Source organism: Bacillus sp. C-3-6, from assembly GCF_054509685.1.
This window is the reverse complement of sequence record NZ_CM137247.1, coordinates 550,001-566,264: the sequence shown is the minus strand read 5'-3', so window position 1 is coordinate 566,264 and position 16,264 is coordinate 550,001. Positions and strand designations below refer to the sequence as shown.

The 16,264-nt window shown below is 36.9% G+C and carries 9 protein-coding genes, 16 tRNA genes, 2 rRNA genes and 2 pseudogenes (1 of these 29 only partly in view); 1 reads left to right on the top strand and 28 read right to left on the bottom strand.

Going from position 1 to position 16,264, the window contains the following annotated elements; translation table 11 throughout:
• Positions 1–49: 49 nt before the first annotated feature.
• The 11 genes and pseudogenes from yhbH to ACW0JX_RS02865 all read right to left on the bottom strand — a co-directional run bounded on the left by yhbH (position 50) and on the right by ACW0JX_RS02865 (position 12,607).
• Positions 50–1,225 carry a sporulation protein YhbH gene (gene yhbH / locus ACW0JX_RS02915; protein ID WP_000503516.1) on the bottom strand — a complete coding sequence of 392 codons (1,176 nt, stop codon included), beginning with the start codon at positions 1,223–1,225 and terminating at the stop codon, positions 50–52.
• A gap of 452 nt (positions 1,226–1,677) precedes the next feature.
• Complete coding sequence (locus tag ACW0JX_RS02910; RefSeq protein WP_000353273.1) at positions 1,678–3,573, bottom strand: PrkA family serine protein kinase; 1,896 nt, start codon at positions 3,571–3,573, stop codon at positions 1,678–1,680.
• 391 nt (positions 3,574–3,964) lie between these two features.
• The gene (locus ACW0JX_RS02905) at positions 3,965–6,034 is read right to left on the bottom strand and encodes a sensor domain-containing protein (protein ID WP_098126484.1); all 2,070 of its coding nucleotides are present in this window, start codon (positions 6,032–6,034) and stop codon (positions 3,965–3,967) included.
• A gap of 127 nt (positions 6,035–6,161) precedes the next feature.
• Positions 6,162–6,650: a tRNA (uridine(34)/cytosine(34)/5-carboxymethylaminomethyluridine(34)-2'-O)-methyltransferase TrmL gene (gene trmL, locus ACW0JX_RS02900; protein ID WP_000538147.1), complete on the bottom strand. Its 489-nt coding sequence runs from the start codon at positions 6,648–6,650 to the stop codon at positions 6,162–6,164.
• 58 nt (positions 6,651–6,708) lie between these two features.
• The gene (locus ACW0JX_RS02895) at positions 6,709–7,596 is read right to left on the bottom strand and encodes an amidase domain-containing protein (RefSeq protein WP_000279323.1); all 888 of its coding nucleotides are present in this window, start codon (positions 7,594–7,596) and stop codon (positions 6,709–6,711) included.
• A gap of 44 nt (positions 7,597–7,640) precedes the next feature.
• Positions 7,641–8,783 carry a tRNA epoxyqueuosine(34) reductase QueG gene (queG, locus tag ACW0JX_RS02890; RefSeq protein ID WP_075716886.1) on the bottom strand — a complete coding sequence of 381 codons (1,143 nt, stop codon included), beginning with the start codon at positions 8,781–8,783 and terminating at the stop codon, positions 7,641–7,643.
• Positions 8,784–8,985: 202 nt separating this feature from the next.
• Positions 8,986–9,059: transfer RNA gene (locus ACW0JX_RS02885), tRNA-Gly, on the bottom strand.
• A 115-nt stretch (positions 9,060–9,174) separates the two neighbouring features.
• The gene (locus tag ACW0JX_RS02880; RefSeq protein ID WP_000841308.1) at positions 9,175–9,825 is read right to left on the bottom strand and encodes a DsbA family protein; all 651 of its coding nucleotides are present in this window, start codon (positions 9,823–9,825) and stop codon (positions 9,175–9,177) included.
• Between the two features lie 187 nt (positions 9,826–10,012).
• Positions 10,013–10,789: a transglycosylase domain-containing protein gene (locus ACW0JX_RS02875; RefSeq protein WP_000664716.1), complete on the bottom strand. Its 777-nt coding sequence runs from the start codon at positions 10,787–10,789 to the stop codon at positions 10,013–10,015.
• A 490-nt stretch (positions 10,790–11,279) separates the two neighbouring features.
• Positions 11,280–11,740 (bottom strand): annotated as a pseudogene (locus ACW0JX_RS02870) (NUDIX hydrolase).
• Positions 11,741–11,887: 147 nt separating this feature from the next.
• Positions 11,888–12,607 (bottom strand): YebC/PmpR family DNA-binding transcriptional regulator, encoded by a 720-nt coding sequence (locus ACW0JX_RS02865; RefSeq protein ID WP_000532949.1) that lies wholly within the window; start codon positions 12,605–12,607, stop codon positions 11,888–11,890.
• A 352-nt stretch (positions 12,608–12,959) separates the two neighbouring features.
• On the opposite strand from ACW0JX_RS02865, the pseudogene ACW0JX_RS02860 reads away from it, so the two are divergent.
• Positions 12,960–13,279 (top strand): annotated as a pseudogene (locus ACW0JX_RS02860) (DUF3884 family protein).
• 161 nt (positions 13,280–13,440) lie between these two features.
• Here the strand turns inward: ACW0JX_RS02860 and ACW0JX_RS02855 are convergent.
• The 17 genes from ACW0JX_RS02855 to ACW0JX_RS02775 all read right to left on the bottom strand — a co-directional run.
• A tRNA-Leu gene (locus ACW0JX_RS02855) sits at positions 13,441–13,522 on the bottom strand.
• A 10-nt stretch (positions 13,523–13,532) separates the two neighbouring features.
• A tRNA-Cys gene (locus ACW0JX_RS02850) sits at positions 13,533–13,603 on the bottom strand.
• 14 nt (positions 13,604–13,617) lie between these two features.
• Positions 13,618–13,692, bottom strand: a tRNA-Gly gene (locus ACW0JX_RS02845).
• Between the two features lie 5 nt (positions 13,693–13,697).
• Positions 13,698–13,772 (bottom strand) — tRNA-Gln (locus tag ACW0JX_RS02840).
• Between the two features lie 63 nt (positions 13,773–13,835).
• Positions 13,836–13,911, bottom strand: a tRNA-His gene (locus ACW0JX_RS02835).
• Positions 13,912–13,930: 19 nt separating this feature from the next.
• Positions 13,931–14,004 (bottom strand) — tRNA-Trp (locus ACW0JX_RS02830).
• 7 nt (positions 14,005–14,011) lie between these two features.
• Positions 14,012–14,095, bottom strand: a tRNA-Tyr gene (locus ACW0JX_RS02825).
• Positions 14,096–14,105: 10 nt separating this feature from the next.
• Positions 14,106–14,181, bottom strand: a tRNA-Thr gene (locus ACW0JX_RS02820).
• A gap of 18 nt (positions 14,182–14,199) precedes the next feature.
• A tRNA-Phe gene (locus ACW0JX_RS02815) sits at positions 14,200–14,275 on the bottom strand.
• Positions 14,276–14,284: 9 nt separating this feature from the next.
• Positions 14,285–14,360 (bottom strand) — tRNA-Asp (locus ACW0JX_RS02810).
• 3 nt (positions 14,361–14,363) lie between these two features.
• Positions 14,364–14,440 (bottom strand) — tRNA-Met (locus ACW0JX_RS02805).
• Positions 14,441–14,466: 26 nt separating this feature from the next.
• Positions 14,467–14,542: transfer RNA gene (locus tag ACW0JX_RS02800), tRNA-Val, on the bottom strand.
• A gap of 4 nt (positions 14,543–14,546) precedes the next feature.
• Positions 14,547–14,621 (bottom strand) — tRNA-Glu (locus tag ACW0JX_RS02795).
• A gap of 17 nt (positions 14,622–14,638) precedes the next feature.
• Positions 14,639–14,730 (bottom strand) — tRNA-Ser (locus tag ACW0JX_RS02790).
• Positions 14,731–14,732: 2 nt separating this feature from the next.
• Positions 14,733–14,807, bottom strand: a tRNA-Asn gene (locus ACW0JX_RS02785).
• 8 nt (positions 14,808–14,815) lie between these two features.
• Positions 14,816–14,931: ribosomal RNA gene (rrf, locus tag ACW0JX_RS02780) — 5S ribosomal RNA — on the bottom strand.
• 100 nt (positions 14,932–15,031) lie between these two features.
• Positions 15,032–16,264: ribosomal RNA gene (locus ACW0JX_RS02775) — 23S ribosomal RNA — on the bottom strand (it continues 1,689 nt past the right edge of the window).

The window sequence follows — 16,264 nt, the reverse complement described above, 5'->3', positions numbered from 1 at the left end:
CAACTAAAAAAATAAAAAGTTTACAAAAAAAGAACCTCTTTAAAAGAGGTTATGCCATTTTCTCACCCGATTCTTCTCTAAAAAAGCTTTTCATCGCATGAAATACGTCTGCTTTTTGCTTTAAAATATAGTATCTAAAGTTTTCATCTTTAATATTTTTATAGGCTGACATAAGTGTACTATGGCGATTATACTGGTTCACTTCCCCATACCCAAACATATTACACTTCTTCATTAATTCTTCCACAAGCTTTACACATCTAGCATTATCTGATGTTAAATTATCACCATCTGAAAAATGGAATGGATAAATATTATAGCGATCTGGTGAATATTTATTATCGATTAGCTCGAGTGCTTTTTTGTATACGGAGGAGCAGATTGTTCCACCACTTTCTCCTTTTGAAAAGAATTCTTCTTCTGTAACGACTTTCGCTTCTGTATGATGAGCAATAAATTCAATATCAACTGTTTCATACTTTGTGCGTAAAAATCTTGTCATCCAGAAAAAGAAGCTACGTGCCATATACTTCTCCCACATTCCCATCGATCCACTCGTATCCATCATCGCTAAGACAACAGCCTTTGAATCTGGCTTTAATACTTCATTCCAAGTGCGGAACTTTAAATCTTCTTGATGAATTGGATGGAAAGATGCTTTACCACGCATCGCATTTCGTTTATATGCGGATATCATTGTTCGTTTCTTATCGATATTTCCCCATAATCCTGTTTTTCTAATGTCATTAAATTCAACATGTTCAATCCGGTTTTCATCTATTTCTTTTCTCTTTAAATTAGGCAGCTCTAACTCTCTGAAAAACGCTTGCTCTAATTCTAAAATAGAGACTTCAGCTTCATAGTAATCTTCCCCAGCTGCATCTCCTGCTCCTTGCCCTTTTCCTGGCCCTTTTTGTTTTTGACCACCTGATCCATCTCTCGCAACGACATCACCAACTTTGCTGTCACCGTTTCCTTGCCCAACATGTTTATTTTTATCATAATTGTATCTAATCTTATATTCATCTAGAGAACGAATTGGTATTTTTACAACATCCTTGCCATTAGACATAACTATACTTTCTTCTGTTACAAGGTCGGGTAAATTATTCTTAATTGCCTCTTGTACTTTTTCTTGATGGCGCTGTTGGTCGTCATATCCTTTGCGATGGAGGGACCAGTTTTCCTGTGAAATCGTATAATTTGGTTGATTTTCTTCGCCCATTCCTTTCCCTCCTTACTGTAATTGTCTTCCTGTATGAACAGCAAGCTACAAATTTTGTTCTGTAATGTGCAAGCTAGAATATTTGAAAGGTAACTGCCCATAGAAAATCATCCCATAAACATTTATAACGTTTTTCATACAATACCCCGAGCATCCTAAACAAAATTTTGCCACTCACATAATAGAAAGAAATATTCAGCCACTGATAAGAAAGAAACACAATGCATTGTTGCACACATTTTTACTTTGCAACATATTGTATTGTGTTGGCTTTTTTCGTATGAATGGTTGGTTACTCTATCATATGCATATTGTAAAAATAATTGACAATAAATTCAGCAAATTACATCTTAATTTATTACATTTGGACAAGGTATGACACTTTACACACATATGAACGGATAATAAAACGCTGTCCCGCAAAATACAAGAGACAGCGTTTTGTTATCAAACTATCGGTTTAACAAGCTACCTACATAGCGTAGTAATTCATTTGCTGAAGAAGAATTATAGCCATGCTCATCAATTAAACGTGCAACAACATCATTGATTTTCTTAAGCTGATTTTCGTCCGGTGTTTTCGTTGATGTTGTAATTTTCACTATATCTTTTAAATCAGCAAATAGTTTTTTCTGAATCGCCTCACGAAGACGTTCATGTGAATTATAATCAAAGCGTTTTCCTTTACGGGCATAAGCAGAAATGCGAATTAAAATCTCTTCACGGAATGCTTTCTTAGCATTTTCTGAAATTCCAATTTGCTCTTCAATTGAGCGCATTAGTTTTTCATCTGGACTCATTTCTTCCCCTGTTAACGGATCACGTAATTTCGATTTATTGCAGTACGCCTCGACGTTATCTAAGTAATTATCCATAAGCGTCTTAGCTGATTCTTCATATGAATAAACAAACGCTTTTTGTACTTCTTTCTTCGCGATTTCATCGTATTCTTTTCTCGCTAATGAGATGAAATTCATATAACGTTCACGGTCTTCATTACTAATCGATGGATGTTGATCCAGCCCATCTTTTAAAGATCTAAGTACATCTAACGCGTTAATAGATGGTACCTCTTTTCGAATGATTGTAGACGAAATTCGGTTAATGACATAACGAGGATCAATACCCTTCATACCTTCATCTTGATATTCGCGTTGTAATTCTTCTACATCAATCGCATTATAACCTTCTACCGTTTCTCCATCATACAAACGCATCTTTTTAATTAAATCAATATCCGGACGCTTCGGATCTTTTAAACGAGTTAAAATAGTGAACATTGCTGCAACGCGAAGTGTATGTGGTGCAATGTGAACATTCGACACATCACTTTCACGAATCATTTTTTCATAAATATGTTCTTCTTCACTTACTCGTAAATTATAAGGAACTGGCATTACAATAATTCTTGAGTGTAATGCTTCATTTTTCTTATTTGCTATAAATGAGCGATACTCTGTTTCATTCGTATGCGCTACAATTAATTCATCTGCTGAAATAAGCGCAAATCTTCCCGCTTTGAAATTCCCTTCTTGCGTAAGCGATAATAAGTGCCATAAAAACTTCTCATCGCATTTTAACATCTCTTGGAACTCCATCATTCCTCGGTTTGCCTTATTTAATTCTCCATCAAATCGATACGCACGCGGATCTGATTCTGAACCATATTCTGCAATCGTAGAAAAGTCCAGACTACCTGTTAAATCTGCAATATCCTGTGATTTTGGATCAGACGGGCTAAATGTACCAATCCCTGTACGGCGATCTTCAGAGAAGAAAATACGCTCTACAACTACATCCTCAATTCTTGATCCGTATTCTTGCTCTAAACGCATGACATTTAGTGGTGATAAATTCCCTTCAATTCTAACTCCATACTCATCAAAGAAATCATCTCGTAAATGATGTGGAATTAAATGCAGTGGATCCTCATGCATTGGGCATCCTTTAATTGCAAAAATTGCTCCGCGATCTGTTCTTGAATATGTTTCTAATCCTCGTTTCAACATCGTAACTAACGTTGATTTCCCTCCACTAACAGGACCCATTAATAATAAAATTCTTTTTCTAACATCTAATCGTTTTGCAGATGGATGAAAATATTCCTCTACAAGACGTTCTAGAGCATCCTCTAATCCAAAGAGCTGATTACTAAAGAAGTTATACTTTCTTCTACCATCAACTTCTTCAATTCCGGCATCTTTTATCATATTGTAAATGCGAGAGTGTGCTGTTTGAGCCACCCATGGTCTTTCTTTCACAAGCTCCAAATACTCCGCAAACGTACCTTCCCATTGTAAACGTTCTTCTGCTGCTCGATGCTGTTCAATCTTTTTTAGAATATCCATTATAGCTCCTCCCCCATCTCCTTGTTCAATCGGATTATTATAAAAGGTATGCTAGGATGTCCTTAAACATTCTTTAAATCAAAACGAAATATATAATAGCACGCTAAAATTCTCTCCAAAATTCAAAGAAAATTCTGTATAATATAGGTATTAACGTTTTTACACTGCTATTCATTATAAATAAATTCTTTTCTTCTAAGAACCTTACATACATTTTGGGTAATAAATAAAACTCGTGAACCGAAAAAAGTAAGGAGGATATTAGTATGAAATTATTATTAATTTTAGGTGTATCACTCACATTTCTTACAGCTATTTTTACATCCGGTTACAATGACAAACCAGGTACACATAAAAAATGATGTGCTTTTAGCACATCATTTTTTATGCATTATTTATAATACATATTTTCCATATCATATTTGGATAGTGGTCGGCTATAATAATAACCTTGTACAAGCTTCACATTCTTTTCTTTCAAAAACTGTATTTGCTCCTTTTTTTCTACTCCCTCTGCAATTACATTCAATTCTAAGGTATGAGCTAAATGGATAATTGCAGCTGTAATATTCGTATCACGTTCATCTATATGTATACCTTCCATAAAAGAACGATCAATCTTTAAAGTATCAATTGGATATGTTTTTAAGTAACTTAAAGATGAATAGCCTGTTCCAAAATCATCTAAATGAATCTTTAAATTTTGTTCTTTTAATTGTAGTAACACTCTCTTCGATATATCTTTATGTATAAGAGCTCCTTCTGTAACCTCTATCGCTAATAAATGAGCTGGTACATTGTACTTATTTAAAGCCCGTGTAATCATCTCTATTAATGTAATAGAGCGAAAGTGTCTAGCTGAAATATTAACTGCAATTGGGACCACTTCATATCCTTTATTTAACCATTCGCGCAGTTGCTGACACACTTGATTTACTACCCATTCATCGAGCTTAATAATAAATCCTGTTCTTTCTGCCAACGGAATAAATTGGTTTGGAGAAACAAATCCTAATTCCTTATTCTCCCACCTTATTAAAGCTTCCATACTAGCTATTTTTTTCGTTTCAATATTAATTTGTGGCTGATAATATAAGAAAAACTCGTTTTTTTCTATAGCACGATGTAACTGGTTTTCTATTATAAACCTTTGTTCACGCTCACAGTCTAATCCACTACAATAAAAATGATAATGTCCTTTTCCTTTTTCTTTTGCTTTTTCTAAAGCAGCATCGACCCTCTGAAATAGTATTTTTTCATCTTCTCCATCTGCTGGAGCCATTACAATTCCAATTGACGCACTTAAATATACATCTTCTTCTTCGATTACAAAATATTCACTAATATTTTTCAGTATGCTTTTTGCAACTTCCTCTACACATTCTTTCGTTATATTTTCTATTAACATAACAAATTGATCATCGTGTTCTCTAAATAAGTGCATATCTTCTATTTTTAGATTGCTTAAACATTCTGTAACTTTTTGTAATACTTTATCTCCCTCTTTATGACCAAATGTATCATTAATACGATGAAACTCATCTAAATCTATAAATACAAGCGCAAAATTTATACTCTCATTTAAAAAAGTATTTAACTTATTTGCACATGAAATTCTATTCATTAATCCCGTTAACTGGTCATAGTAAGCTAAATATTCTGTTCGCATTTCGTTTAATACTTGCCTTGTAACATCTCTCGTAACAATATAAACTCCAACAATTTCACCGTTCACAATAATCGGGATAGTTCTCAAAGAAATATATAGCTCGTACCCTTCTTTATGAATATATTTCTTTGAAACAATTTGTTTTGCTTTTCCTTGCATTGATCCCTTAAATATAATTTGAAAATCTTTTTCATATTCTTTATTAATGAATTCAAAAATAAATTTATTATTTAATTCCTCATACCGGTATCCAAATATTTCATACGTTGCCGGGTTTGCATATGTAACTCTCCCTATAGAATCTATAGATATAATTGAGTCATTATTATATTCCAGTAACGACTTAAATAACATTTGTTTTTCCTCTATCTCTGTCTTCTCCTCAATTTGAGCTGTAATATCTCTTGTAATACAAATAACAAATTGACATATTCCTTCTTCATCGCAGACAGGATTAAGTGAAGATTCATAATGTATCTCACCTTTTGGTAATTTGACTACATCACAAAAAGTGTGTGCTTTCGCTTCTCTCACTACTTTTTCATATTGCCTTTGCAATATCCCCGCTATATCTTTTGGTAATACTTCTGCAAAAGTTTTTCCATAGCACTCTTCGCTTAACCTAGCATAATCCATTCCTATTTTATTCACATACATATATTTAAACGTTTCATCATCAATAACTTTCAATATAAATACTAAATCTTGAATAGCATGTAATAACCCTTGTCTAATTAAATCCATATCTATCATACTTAAAAAGGTATTTTGATTACTATATTCTTCCTTCATATTTATCTCAACCCGTCTTATCTATTTTTAATCATATATCCCATTCTATATGATTATGTCCTCCCTTTTAAACGTATGATCACATATTATTTTTATTTTTTAAAAAAAAGTCGCCATATGGCGACTTTTAATAAACGATTTCTAAATCTAATCCAGGGTAATTTTGTTGACGGAATGCTTCATAAATTAAAATTGCTGCTGTATTAGATAAATTTAATGAACGTACTTTATCTGTCATTGGAATACGTAAACAATGATCAAAGTTTTCTTCGATTACATTAGCTGGTAAGCCGTTTGTTTCTCTTCCAAATACAAAATAGTAATCCTTCTCGCGCTTGCTATAGTCAAACGCTGTATGAGCTTTCTCGCCATACTTCGTTAAATAGAAGAATTCACCATCTTTATTTTTTTCATAAAATTCTTCAATTGAATCATAATACGTAATTTTCACGTGCTGCCAATAATCTAATCCGGCACGCTTTAACATTTTATCATCCGTTGAAAATCCAAGCGGTCTAATCAAATGTAATTCTGTTCCAGTTGCTGCACAAGTACGAGCAATATTTCCTGTATTTGCTGGAATTTCTGGCTGATATAAAACAACATGTACTCCCACGCGATATTCACCTCTGTTTTTTGTCTACTACGTATTATACCACTTGAGCGAAAAATCTCTACCCATTAATAATATGAAAGAATTTATATTTCATTTGTGGTGTATATTTACTAGAGTCTTCATAGTTCCAATAACGTCGACGGCTATTCGCTGAATGTGCATTTACAAGCGGCATACCATCTGCATCTTTTGCTACTACAATCGTCGTATGATTCCATCTTCCGTCATCCTCGAAATCATAAGCAATAACATCTCCAAGAATAAGTTCTTCTGGCCTCTCTACCGCCTCTGCTCGAAGTCCTGTTGTAGCACCTGACAAATACCAATAAAAAGAATGTGCAACAGCCCAGCTCCAACTCCACTGATTCTCCCTTTGCCACCATCCTTTACGAATATTAGGATATCCGTTCATAGGTACTTCTCCAGTATGAAGACATTGAGAAATGAAATTCGTACAATTATCAGGGAAATTACGATACATAGGATTTCGGTCATCCCACCAACGCTCTGCATACTTCACTGCCTCTAAACGATTATACTGATAAGAACCGTACTTCTCTTTCGTAATTTCCCTTTCTAATGTCTCACCCATTCTAATTTCTTCTGACACTTCAATATCATAATCGCCTATAATCCGACTATTATTTAAACAAACTCTTCGTTTTAATTGTTCCTCTTCAATATAAAATAATTCTTTATGCTTAATTAAATATTTAAAATGTATTTGATAATCAATTTCTTGATGGTCATTACTATTTAATTGTCTAATGAAAGAAACATCCGCAGTTGCTTTCACTATATGTGCACTACGCCTTTGAAACAATTGTTTCTTTCTCTGTGCCATTTGTAGTAAATCCTCAGCAATACCATCCACGTCTGTTCGTTTCTCTGTGATATATGCTAAAAACTGTTGTACTTGCTTTTCAATATTCATTTTTACAGCCATTTCGTTTCCCTCCCATATTACAATATGAAAAAGGGAAATATTATCTACTCTTTTTTCTGTGCTAACAATTCAAGCCCGCGCTTCATTTCATGAAGTACTTCTTCATCTTTCTCACGTTCCATCGCTTTCTCAATCGCTTCGCCTACTCCATCTCCCCCAATTTTCCCAAGTGCCCATGCTGCCGTTCCGCGCAATACCGGTCTTGGGTCATCTTTCATAACACCAATTAAATCAGGAATTGCCGATGCTTCTTTAAAATGTGCTAATGCTAAAATCGCATTTCTTTGCAGTGGCTTTTTCCCTCTCCATGACCCTGACATAATCCCATATTTCTCTTTAAAATCACGATTACTAATTGTTAAAAGTGGCGTTAATAATGGTTTAACTAGCTCAGGATCCGGCTCCATCTCAGGATGATTATGAAAATCCATTCCTTTGTTTTTCGGGCAAACAGTCTGACACGTATCACATCCATATATACGATTTCCTATTTTATCGCGATATTCTTCAGGTAGGAATCCTTTCGTCTGTGTTAAAAACGCAATACACTTCTTCGAATCTAACTGTCCCCCCTGTATTAAAGCACCTGTAGGACAAATATCGATACATTTCGTACAGCCCCCGCATTGATCTTCTATCGGCTTATCTGGCGGGAATGGAACATTTGTAATCATTTCCCCTAAGTATACGTACGAACCGAATTCAGGTGTAATAATAGCACAGTTTTTCCCACTCCAGCCAATGCCTGCACGCTCTGATACAGCTCGATCACTTAATTCACCTGTATCAACCATGGATTTCACTTCTATATCTGGAAGTTTTTCAATTAAATATGCTTCTAATTTTTGCAAACGATCTCGTAAAACAAGATGATAATCTTGTCCCCAAGAAGCACGGCAAAAAATTCCACGGCGTTCTCCACGCTTACTTAATGGTGCATTTTTTAATTTTGAAGGATATGCTAAAGCAATCGCAATAATTGATTTAGCACCCGGTAATAAAAGTTGCGGATTCGTTCTCTTCTCTATATCAGGCTCTTCAAATCCAGATTGATAATTTAATTGTTGTTGCTGGATTAAGCGCTGCTTTAATTCCTCAAAAGGAGAAGCACTCGCAAAGCCTATTTTATCTATGCCAATTGTTTTACTATACGCAATTACATCTTGCTTTAATTTTTCAAAATCCACTCTTAATCGCCTCCTCAGATGAATCCATCATCCCTTATGTAACGACTTTATTGGTTAGTAATTCACTTTTGGAATACTATTATTTACTTCTATTTTCGCATGTAATTATATTTTTCAAACATTAAAAAACGCAATGCCTCGTTTATCTCGGAAACGAAACACTGCGTTGATCACAATTTATAGAAAAACATTTAATAAAATTTGGAGCGGGTGAAGAGAATCGAACTCTCGACCAGAGCTTGGAAGGCTCTTGTTTTACCACTAAACTACACCCGCAAATATGAATTACATATAAGATATTAGAATAACTTATGTAAAGTAGTATAGCATGTTAAAAAAATAGAGGCAAGAATTTTATCGAAAAAAGTCGAAAAAGTGATGAGAGACCTCATCACTTTTTCAATTCTTTATCAATGGCCTTCTTCATACTATCGAAATCAGGGTTTGCAAGATTTCCGTTTACATATACTGAAGGAGCACCTTGAACTTTTAATTTTTGAGCACGATCTGAATCTTTACGTACTTTTTCTGTAATTTCTTTACTGTGTAAATCTTTCTTAAATTGCTCTACATCAACTTTTGGAAGTTTCTCTTTCACAATGCTAAGAAGCAAATCTTCTGTAATCCATTCTTCCGTATCTTTCTTTTGATTTTGATAAATCTCATCATAGAAAATCCAGAATGAATCTTTATCTTGTTTATAAATTGCTTCACCAGCTGCTGCACCTAAATCCGAGTCTTTTCCGATAAATGGGAAGTTAATAAAATATAACTGCACTTTGCCTTTATCAATATACTCTTCTTTTAATCGAGGTAATACTGTTACATCCCAAGTACGACAAGCAGGACATTTAAAGTCTCCAAATTCAACTACCTTAACTGGAGCATCATCTTTCCCTAAAGATTGTTGCGTAGAATAAGCAAACATCTCATTCCCTTTATCTTTTTTGTCATTTATGATGCTATACGCAATTGTTCCAATTACAATCAATACTGCGATAGAAAAAACTATACCAAGAGCCATGAGTTTATTTGATTTCATATACATTCCTCTTTAATTTCATATTCTGTATACAGCATTGTACACAATACACATAATATCAACACTTATATACGTCACGCAATGAACACGCTCACATAAATTACAAAAACACAATAATTGTGACGATATTGTGTCACGATTTGTCACAATTTATTCAAAAAAAGAAGCTCCTCTTTAGGAACTTCTCTTAACTTACTGCTTTTTTACGCGCACTATTTAACATCGACTGCTCTATTTTTATATCATGACGAATTACTAATTTCTCACTAACTGCTTGAACATACTCATCATGGCTTATATAGCCTTCTTTCTCCATTAGTCTCAAAACGACATTTCGTCTCTCTACTGCTTTATCATAATTTTGGGCAGGTGAGTAATAAGCAGGTGCTTTTACTACAGCAGCCATCATTGCACTTTCAGCCAACGTTAATTGGTTCACCTTTTTACCGAAGTAAAGGTTTGCTGCTTTTTCAATTCCCCATGCTCCTTCACCATAATAAATGTTACTTACATATAATTTTAAAATTTCATCCTTCGTAAATGTGCGTTCAATTTTTTTCGTATAAAAAATCTCTTTCCACTTACGAGAAAATGTACGCTCATTAGTTAAAAAAGCATTTTTAGATAGCTGCTGTGTAATCGTGCTTCCTCCTTGCACGACACCACCAGCCTTTATATTCTCAACAGAGGCCCTAATAATTGCTATATAATCTAAACCGTTATGATGATAAAATCTTTTATCTTCTGTCGCAATAAATGCATGTGTTAATGATTCTGGCACCTCTAAATTAGCCGGTACATGTAATTTACTAATGTCACTTTTCTCAATCATTACATTTCCAATGAATAATAACGTACAACTTAACAATAATAATAATATAATGGCTTTATAAAAAAGTTTAGTCATTGGATTTAATGCAACTTTTTGATGATAGTTCACCCTAGATAATACTCGTTCTTTCATCTTGAACACCTCTTTCCCACACAGCATATAACTCTTACTTTAAGAATACATTGTTGTAAAAAAATATCCCATCGATTTCTCTTACACGTACCTTACATCATTGTAAGGTATAAAGTGAAACTTTAATCAGCCCTCACCAATCACGTTCCCGGCAAATAGCGGGGTAAAAAAGTATTGTATCACAGACCTTTTTTATCTACTATTCATCTGAAATATTGAATATAGATTATAGATTATATTCAATCACGAATAACCAATAACAGAGTAAGCCTTAAGGCTATTATATTTTCACTTTATACTTTAATTATATCATCTACAAATATATGTACTTTTGAGTATCTAGTAATCTTAATGTATATAACATATACATTACACAGAACAAATGTTCTACAAATCAATACTAACACTATTATTATTTTGACCTTTTTCTTAAACAGTATACAAAAAAGAGTAGTGATTTGAATGTATCTCAAATCAGCTACTCTTTTCTTTACAATCTTCCTATTAAATTATATGGCTGTACTTCCCACGTTTCATACGGAATACAATGTGTTGCACTCTTGCATCAAGCGTTCTGGATTTCATATGAGGACGAGTTATATACTCATCTATGTTCTCTTCATTTAAATCAACAAATTTAGCCTCTTGTATTTCTTCAGGTTGAATTTTTATTTCGCCACTCACATATGCTACTTTAAAAACAACAGCTAGAATGTGCATAGAGGCATTATAATAAACCCCGGTAATTCCGATAGGCTTCACCGTTAACCCTGTTTCCTCTTTTATTTCCCTACAGACAGCTTGATCGAGTGCTTCTCCTTCTTCTACCTGTCCTCCTGGCATTTCCCACGTATCAGCTCGCCAGTGTACCTTTGTTAATAACACTTCATTTTTCTCATTTGTTAAATAACCTGCTACGGCAACTATATGCTTTGGTGTCTTATGTTCCATACTAAGCCTCCTAGAAATAATGGTTATTTCATATATCCCTATAAGCATATTCCCTATCTACACCAAAATACCTTTAATAATTCATCACCTTAATTAACTTCATAAAAAAAGCCCCTATTCGTTAAACGAAAAGGGGCTTTCATCGTATTACTCTCCTAAGTCTACGTTGTGGTAAACTTGTTGTACATCTTCTAAATCTTCTAATGCATCAACCATTTTCTCAAATTGTACTTGAGCATCTTCAGGAAGTGTAACATCACTTTGTGCAAGCATTGTTAATTCTGCAACTGTAAATTCTTCAACACCAGCACCTTTAAGTGCAGATTGTACTGAATGGAATTGATCTGGTTCAGCATACACGATAACAGCATCTTCTTCTTCTAGAATGTCACGTGCATCTACATCTGCTTCCATTAAAATTTCAAGAACTTCATCTGATGTTTTACCTTCAAGGCCGATAACAGCTGTCGCATCAAACATGTAAGCTACAGAACCGTTTACACCCATGTTACCACTGTTTTTGCTAAATGCAGCTCGTACATCTGCTGCAGTACGGTTTACGTTATTTGTAAGTGTATCTACAATAACCATAGCTCCATTTGGTCCAAATCCTTCATAACGAAGCTCGTCATAATTTTCCTCTGAGCCGCCTTTTGCTTTTTCAACTGCACGATCAATAATTGTTCTTGGTACATTGTATGTTTTCGCACGTTCTAATACGACTCTAAGCGCTTGGTTTGATTCTGGATCTGGCTCGCCTTGTTTTGCCGCCACATAAATTTCACGTCCAAATTTCGCGTATATACGGCTTGTATTTGCATCTTTTGATGCTTTTTTGTCTTTAATATTGTTCCATTTACGGCCCATACTTTCCACTCTCTTTCTCGTTTTAAATCTACATAAAAATATTAATATGAAATATAATGTGTGTTCAACACATTTTTAAAAGAAATATAAAAAGTTCATTTTTGATTCATATTACAGACATAATATAAATCACTATCATTTTGTTCTTTCGACAAGTTATATTATACATGAATTCCTAAGTTTATTACGAATTTTAGCATCACATAATATAATTTAACAAAAAAGACTCTAACATTTCTATTAGAGTCTTTTTATATTGCTGATACCGATTTCCATAATATTCCTATAGTTACTTTCTACTGTTGTATAATAAAAATAGGAAAAAATTTAAAGAAAAGATGAAGGGAGAATTATGACACATTCAAATGAAAAAAAATCACATGCTTTTAAAGGAATAGGAGAAAAGTTAAACCCAACTATCTATCAAGTAAGATTCATGAAATTAGATGAACCAATCCAATTTGAGGCGTTTCCTGAATTGAAGGAATTAGGGGACTGGTTAAGCACTTCAACGCAAATGTGGGCGTGCCACTCAACAATGTATAAGTACAACAGAGAAGAGTTTAAAAAGAAGTTTTTAGAAATTACAAACTTAACCGTTGATAATGTACTAATATCTACTGGTGGTGTCGGATTTAACTTCATGTCACCGGGTGGAGAAATTCTCTCTAAATACCGCAATTAAAAGGATAAAATTGAATGTTTGTTTTTATCCTTTTAATGTTTCGCAGTTTACTCACCGTACACTTTTTGTGCTTATTTTGTCATGTAATGAAAAGAAAACAAAAAAAACTCTATACTAATTGTATAGAGTTTTTTTACGACGTTCATGATACCGATGGTCGGGGTCGAACCGACACTCCCGAAGGAACACGATTTTGAGTCGTGCGCGTCTGCCAATTCCGCCACATCGGCACAAAAGAAAAGGCGGCAACCGGATTTGAACCGGTGATAAAGGTTTTGCAGACCTCTGCCTTACCACTTGGCTATGCCGCCATATTAAATTTTATTGGAGCGGAAGACGGGATTCGAACCCGCGACCCCAACCTTGGCAAGGTTGTATTCTACCACTGAACTACTTCCGCAAAAATGGCTGGGCTAGCTGGATTCGAACCAGCGCATGACGGAGTCAAAGTCCGTTGCCTTACCGCTTGGCTATAGCCCATCGAATTCTTACTTAATTATATGTAAGTATCAATTAAATTATTTGTAATTTTTAAAATAAAAATGGGGCGACTGATGGGAATCGAACCCACGAATGCCGGAGCCACAATCCGGTGCGTTAACCACTTCGCCACAACCGCCATGTTGTGTAAATATATTTGGCAGGGGCAGTAGGAATCGAACCCACACTGGAGGTTTTGGAGACCTCAGTTCTACCTTTAAACTATGCCCCTATGTAAATGGTGGAGGGGGGCAGATTCGAACTGCCGAACCCGAAGGAGCGGATTTACAGTCCGCCGCGTTTAGCCACTTCGCTACCCCTCCGAAACTTACATGGTGCCGGCTAGAGGACTTGAACCCCCAACCTACTGATTACAAGTCAGTTGCTCTACCAATTGAGCTAAGCCGGCGTATTTTATTGAAATAAATGGTGGCTCGGGACGGAATCGAACCGCCGACACGAGGATTTTCAGTCCTCTGCTCTACCGACTGAGCTACCGAGCCTTATTAAAATGGCGGTCCCGACCGGGGTCGAACCGGCGATCTCCTGCGTGACAGGCAGGCATGTTAACCACTACACCACGGGACCATTTGGTTGCGGGGACAGGATTTGAACCTGCGACCTTCGGGTTATGAGCCCGACGAGCTACCGTGCTGCTCCACCCCGCGATAATACTATTCATATAAAATTTATATGGTGGAGGATGACGGGATCGAACCGCCGACCCCCTGCTTGTAAGGCAGGTGCTCTCCCAGCTGAGCTAATCCTCCAAAGTGGTGACCCGTACGGGATTCGAACCCGTGTTACCGCCGTGAAAGGGCGGTGTCTTAACCACTTGACCAACGGGCCAAATATTATAAATCCTATGGCGGAGAGCAAGGGATTCGAACCCTTGATACGCTTGTGACGTATACACGATTTCCAATCGTGCTCCTTCGGCCAACTCGGACAGCTCTCCAATGGCTCCGCAGGTAGGAATCGAACCTACGACCGATCGGTTAACAGCCGATAGCTCTACCGCTGAGCTACTGCGGAATAATATTGCCTGGCAACGTCCTACTCTCACAGGGACAAGGTCCCAACTACCATCGGCGCTAGAGAGCTTAACTTCCGTGTTCGGTATGGGAACGGGTGTGACCTCTCTGCCATCATTACCAGACATTATTCTTTTGAGACAATCATTATTATAACTTATTTACTTTAAAAGTCAACAAGTTTTTTATGTTCTCTCAAAACTAGATAACATTGCTACATATTATATGGTTAAGTCCTCGATCTATTAGTATTCGTCAGCTCCACATGTCACCATGCTTCCACCTCGAACCTATCAACCTGATCATCTTTCAGGGATCTTACTAGCTTACGCTATGGGAAATCTCATCTTGAGGGGGGCTTCATGCTTAGATGCTTTCAGCACTTATCCCTTCCGCACATAGCTACCCAGCTATGCCCTTGGCAGAACAACTGGTACACCAGCGGTGCGTCCATCCCGGTCCTCTCGTACTAAGGACAGCTCCTCTCAAATTTCCTACGCCCACGACGGATAGGGACCGAACTGTCTCACGACGTTCTGAACCCAGCTCGCGTACCGCTTTAATGGGCGAACAGCCCAACCCTTGGGACCGACTACAGCCCCAGGATGCGATGAGCCGACATCGAGGTGCCAAACCTCCCCGTCGATGTGGACTCTTGGGGGAGATAAGCCTGTTATCCCCGGGGTAGCTTTTATCCGTTGAGCGATGGCCCTTCCATGCGGAACCACCGGATCACTAAGCCCGACTTTCGTCCCTGCTCGACTTGTAGGTCTCGCAGTCAAGCTCCCTTATGCCTTTGCACTCTACGAATGATTTCCAACCATTCTGAGGGAACCTTTGGGCGCCTCCGTTACACTTTAGGAGGCGACCGCCCCAGTCAAACTGCCCACCTGACACTGTCTCCCGGGTCGATAAGACCCGTAGGTTAGAATTTCAATACAGTCAGGGCGGTATCCCACCAGCGCCTCCACCGAAGCTAGCGCTCCGGTTTCAATGGCTCCCGCCTATCCTGTACAAACTGTACCAAAATTCAATATCAGGCTACAGTAAAGCTCCACGGGGTCTTTCCGTCCTGTCGCGGGTAACCTGCATCTTCACAGGTACTATAATTTCACCGAGTCTCTGGTTGAGACAGTGCCCAAATCGTTACACCTTTCGTGCGGGTCGGAACTTACCCGACAAGGAATTTCGCTACCTTAGGACCGTTATAGTTACGGCCGCCGTTTACTGGGGCTTCAGTTCAGAGCTTCGCTTACGCTAACCCCTCTCCTTAACCTTCCAGCACCGGGCAGGTGTCACCCCCTATACTTCGCCTTACGGCTTCGCAGAGAGCTGTGTTTTTGCTAAACAGTCGCTTGGGCCTATTCACTGCGGCTTTCCGTTAAGAAAGCACCCCTTCTCCCGAAGTTACGGGGTCATTTTGCCGAGTTCCTTAACCAGAGTTCTCTCGCACACCTT

Excerpts from the sequence above, each read along its gene's own strand:
- ACW0JX_RS02880 (WP_000841308.1), bottom strand. The coding sequence starts at position 9,825 with ATGAAATCAAATAAACTCATGGCTCTTGGTATAGTTTTTTCTATCGCA.
- ACW0JX_RS02895 (WP_000279323.1), bottom strand. The coding sequence starts at position 7,596 with ATGGCTGTAAAAATGAATATTGAAAAGCAAGTACAACAGTTTTTAGCA.
- ACW0JX_RS02910 (WP_000353273.1), bottom strand. The coding sequence starts at position 3,573 with ATGGATATTCTAAAAAAGATTGAACAGCATCGAGCAGCAGAAGAACGT.
- ACW0JX_RS02875 (WP_000664716.1), bottom strand. The coding sequence starts at position 10,789 with ATGAAAGAACGAGTATTATCTAGGGTGAACTATCATCAAAAAGTTGCA.
- yhbH (WP_000503516.1), bottom strand. The coding sequence starts at position 1,225 with ATGGGCGAAGAAAATCAACCAAATTATACGATTTCACAGGAAAACTGG.
- ACW0JX_RS02905 (WP_098126484.1), bottom strand. The coding sequence starts at position 6,034 with ATGAAGGAAGAATATAGTAATCAAAATACCTTTTTAAGTATGATAGAT.
- ACW0JX_RS02865 (WP_000532949.1), bottom strand. The coding sequence starts at position 12,607 with ATGGGCCGTAAATGGAACAATATTAAAGACAAAAAAGCATCAAAAGAT.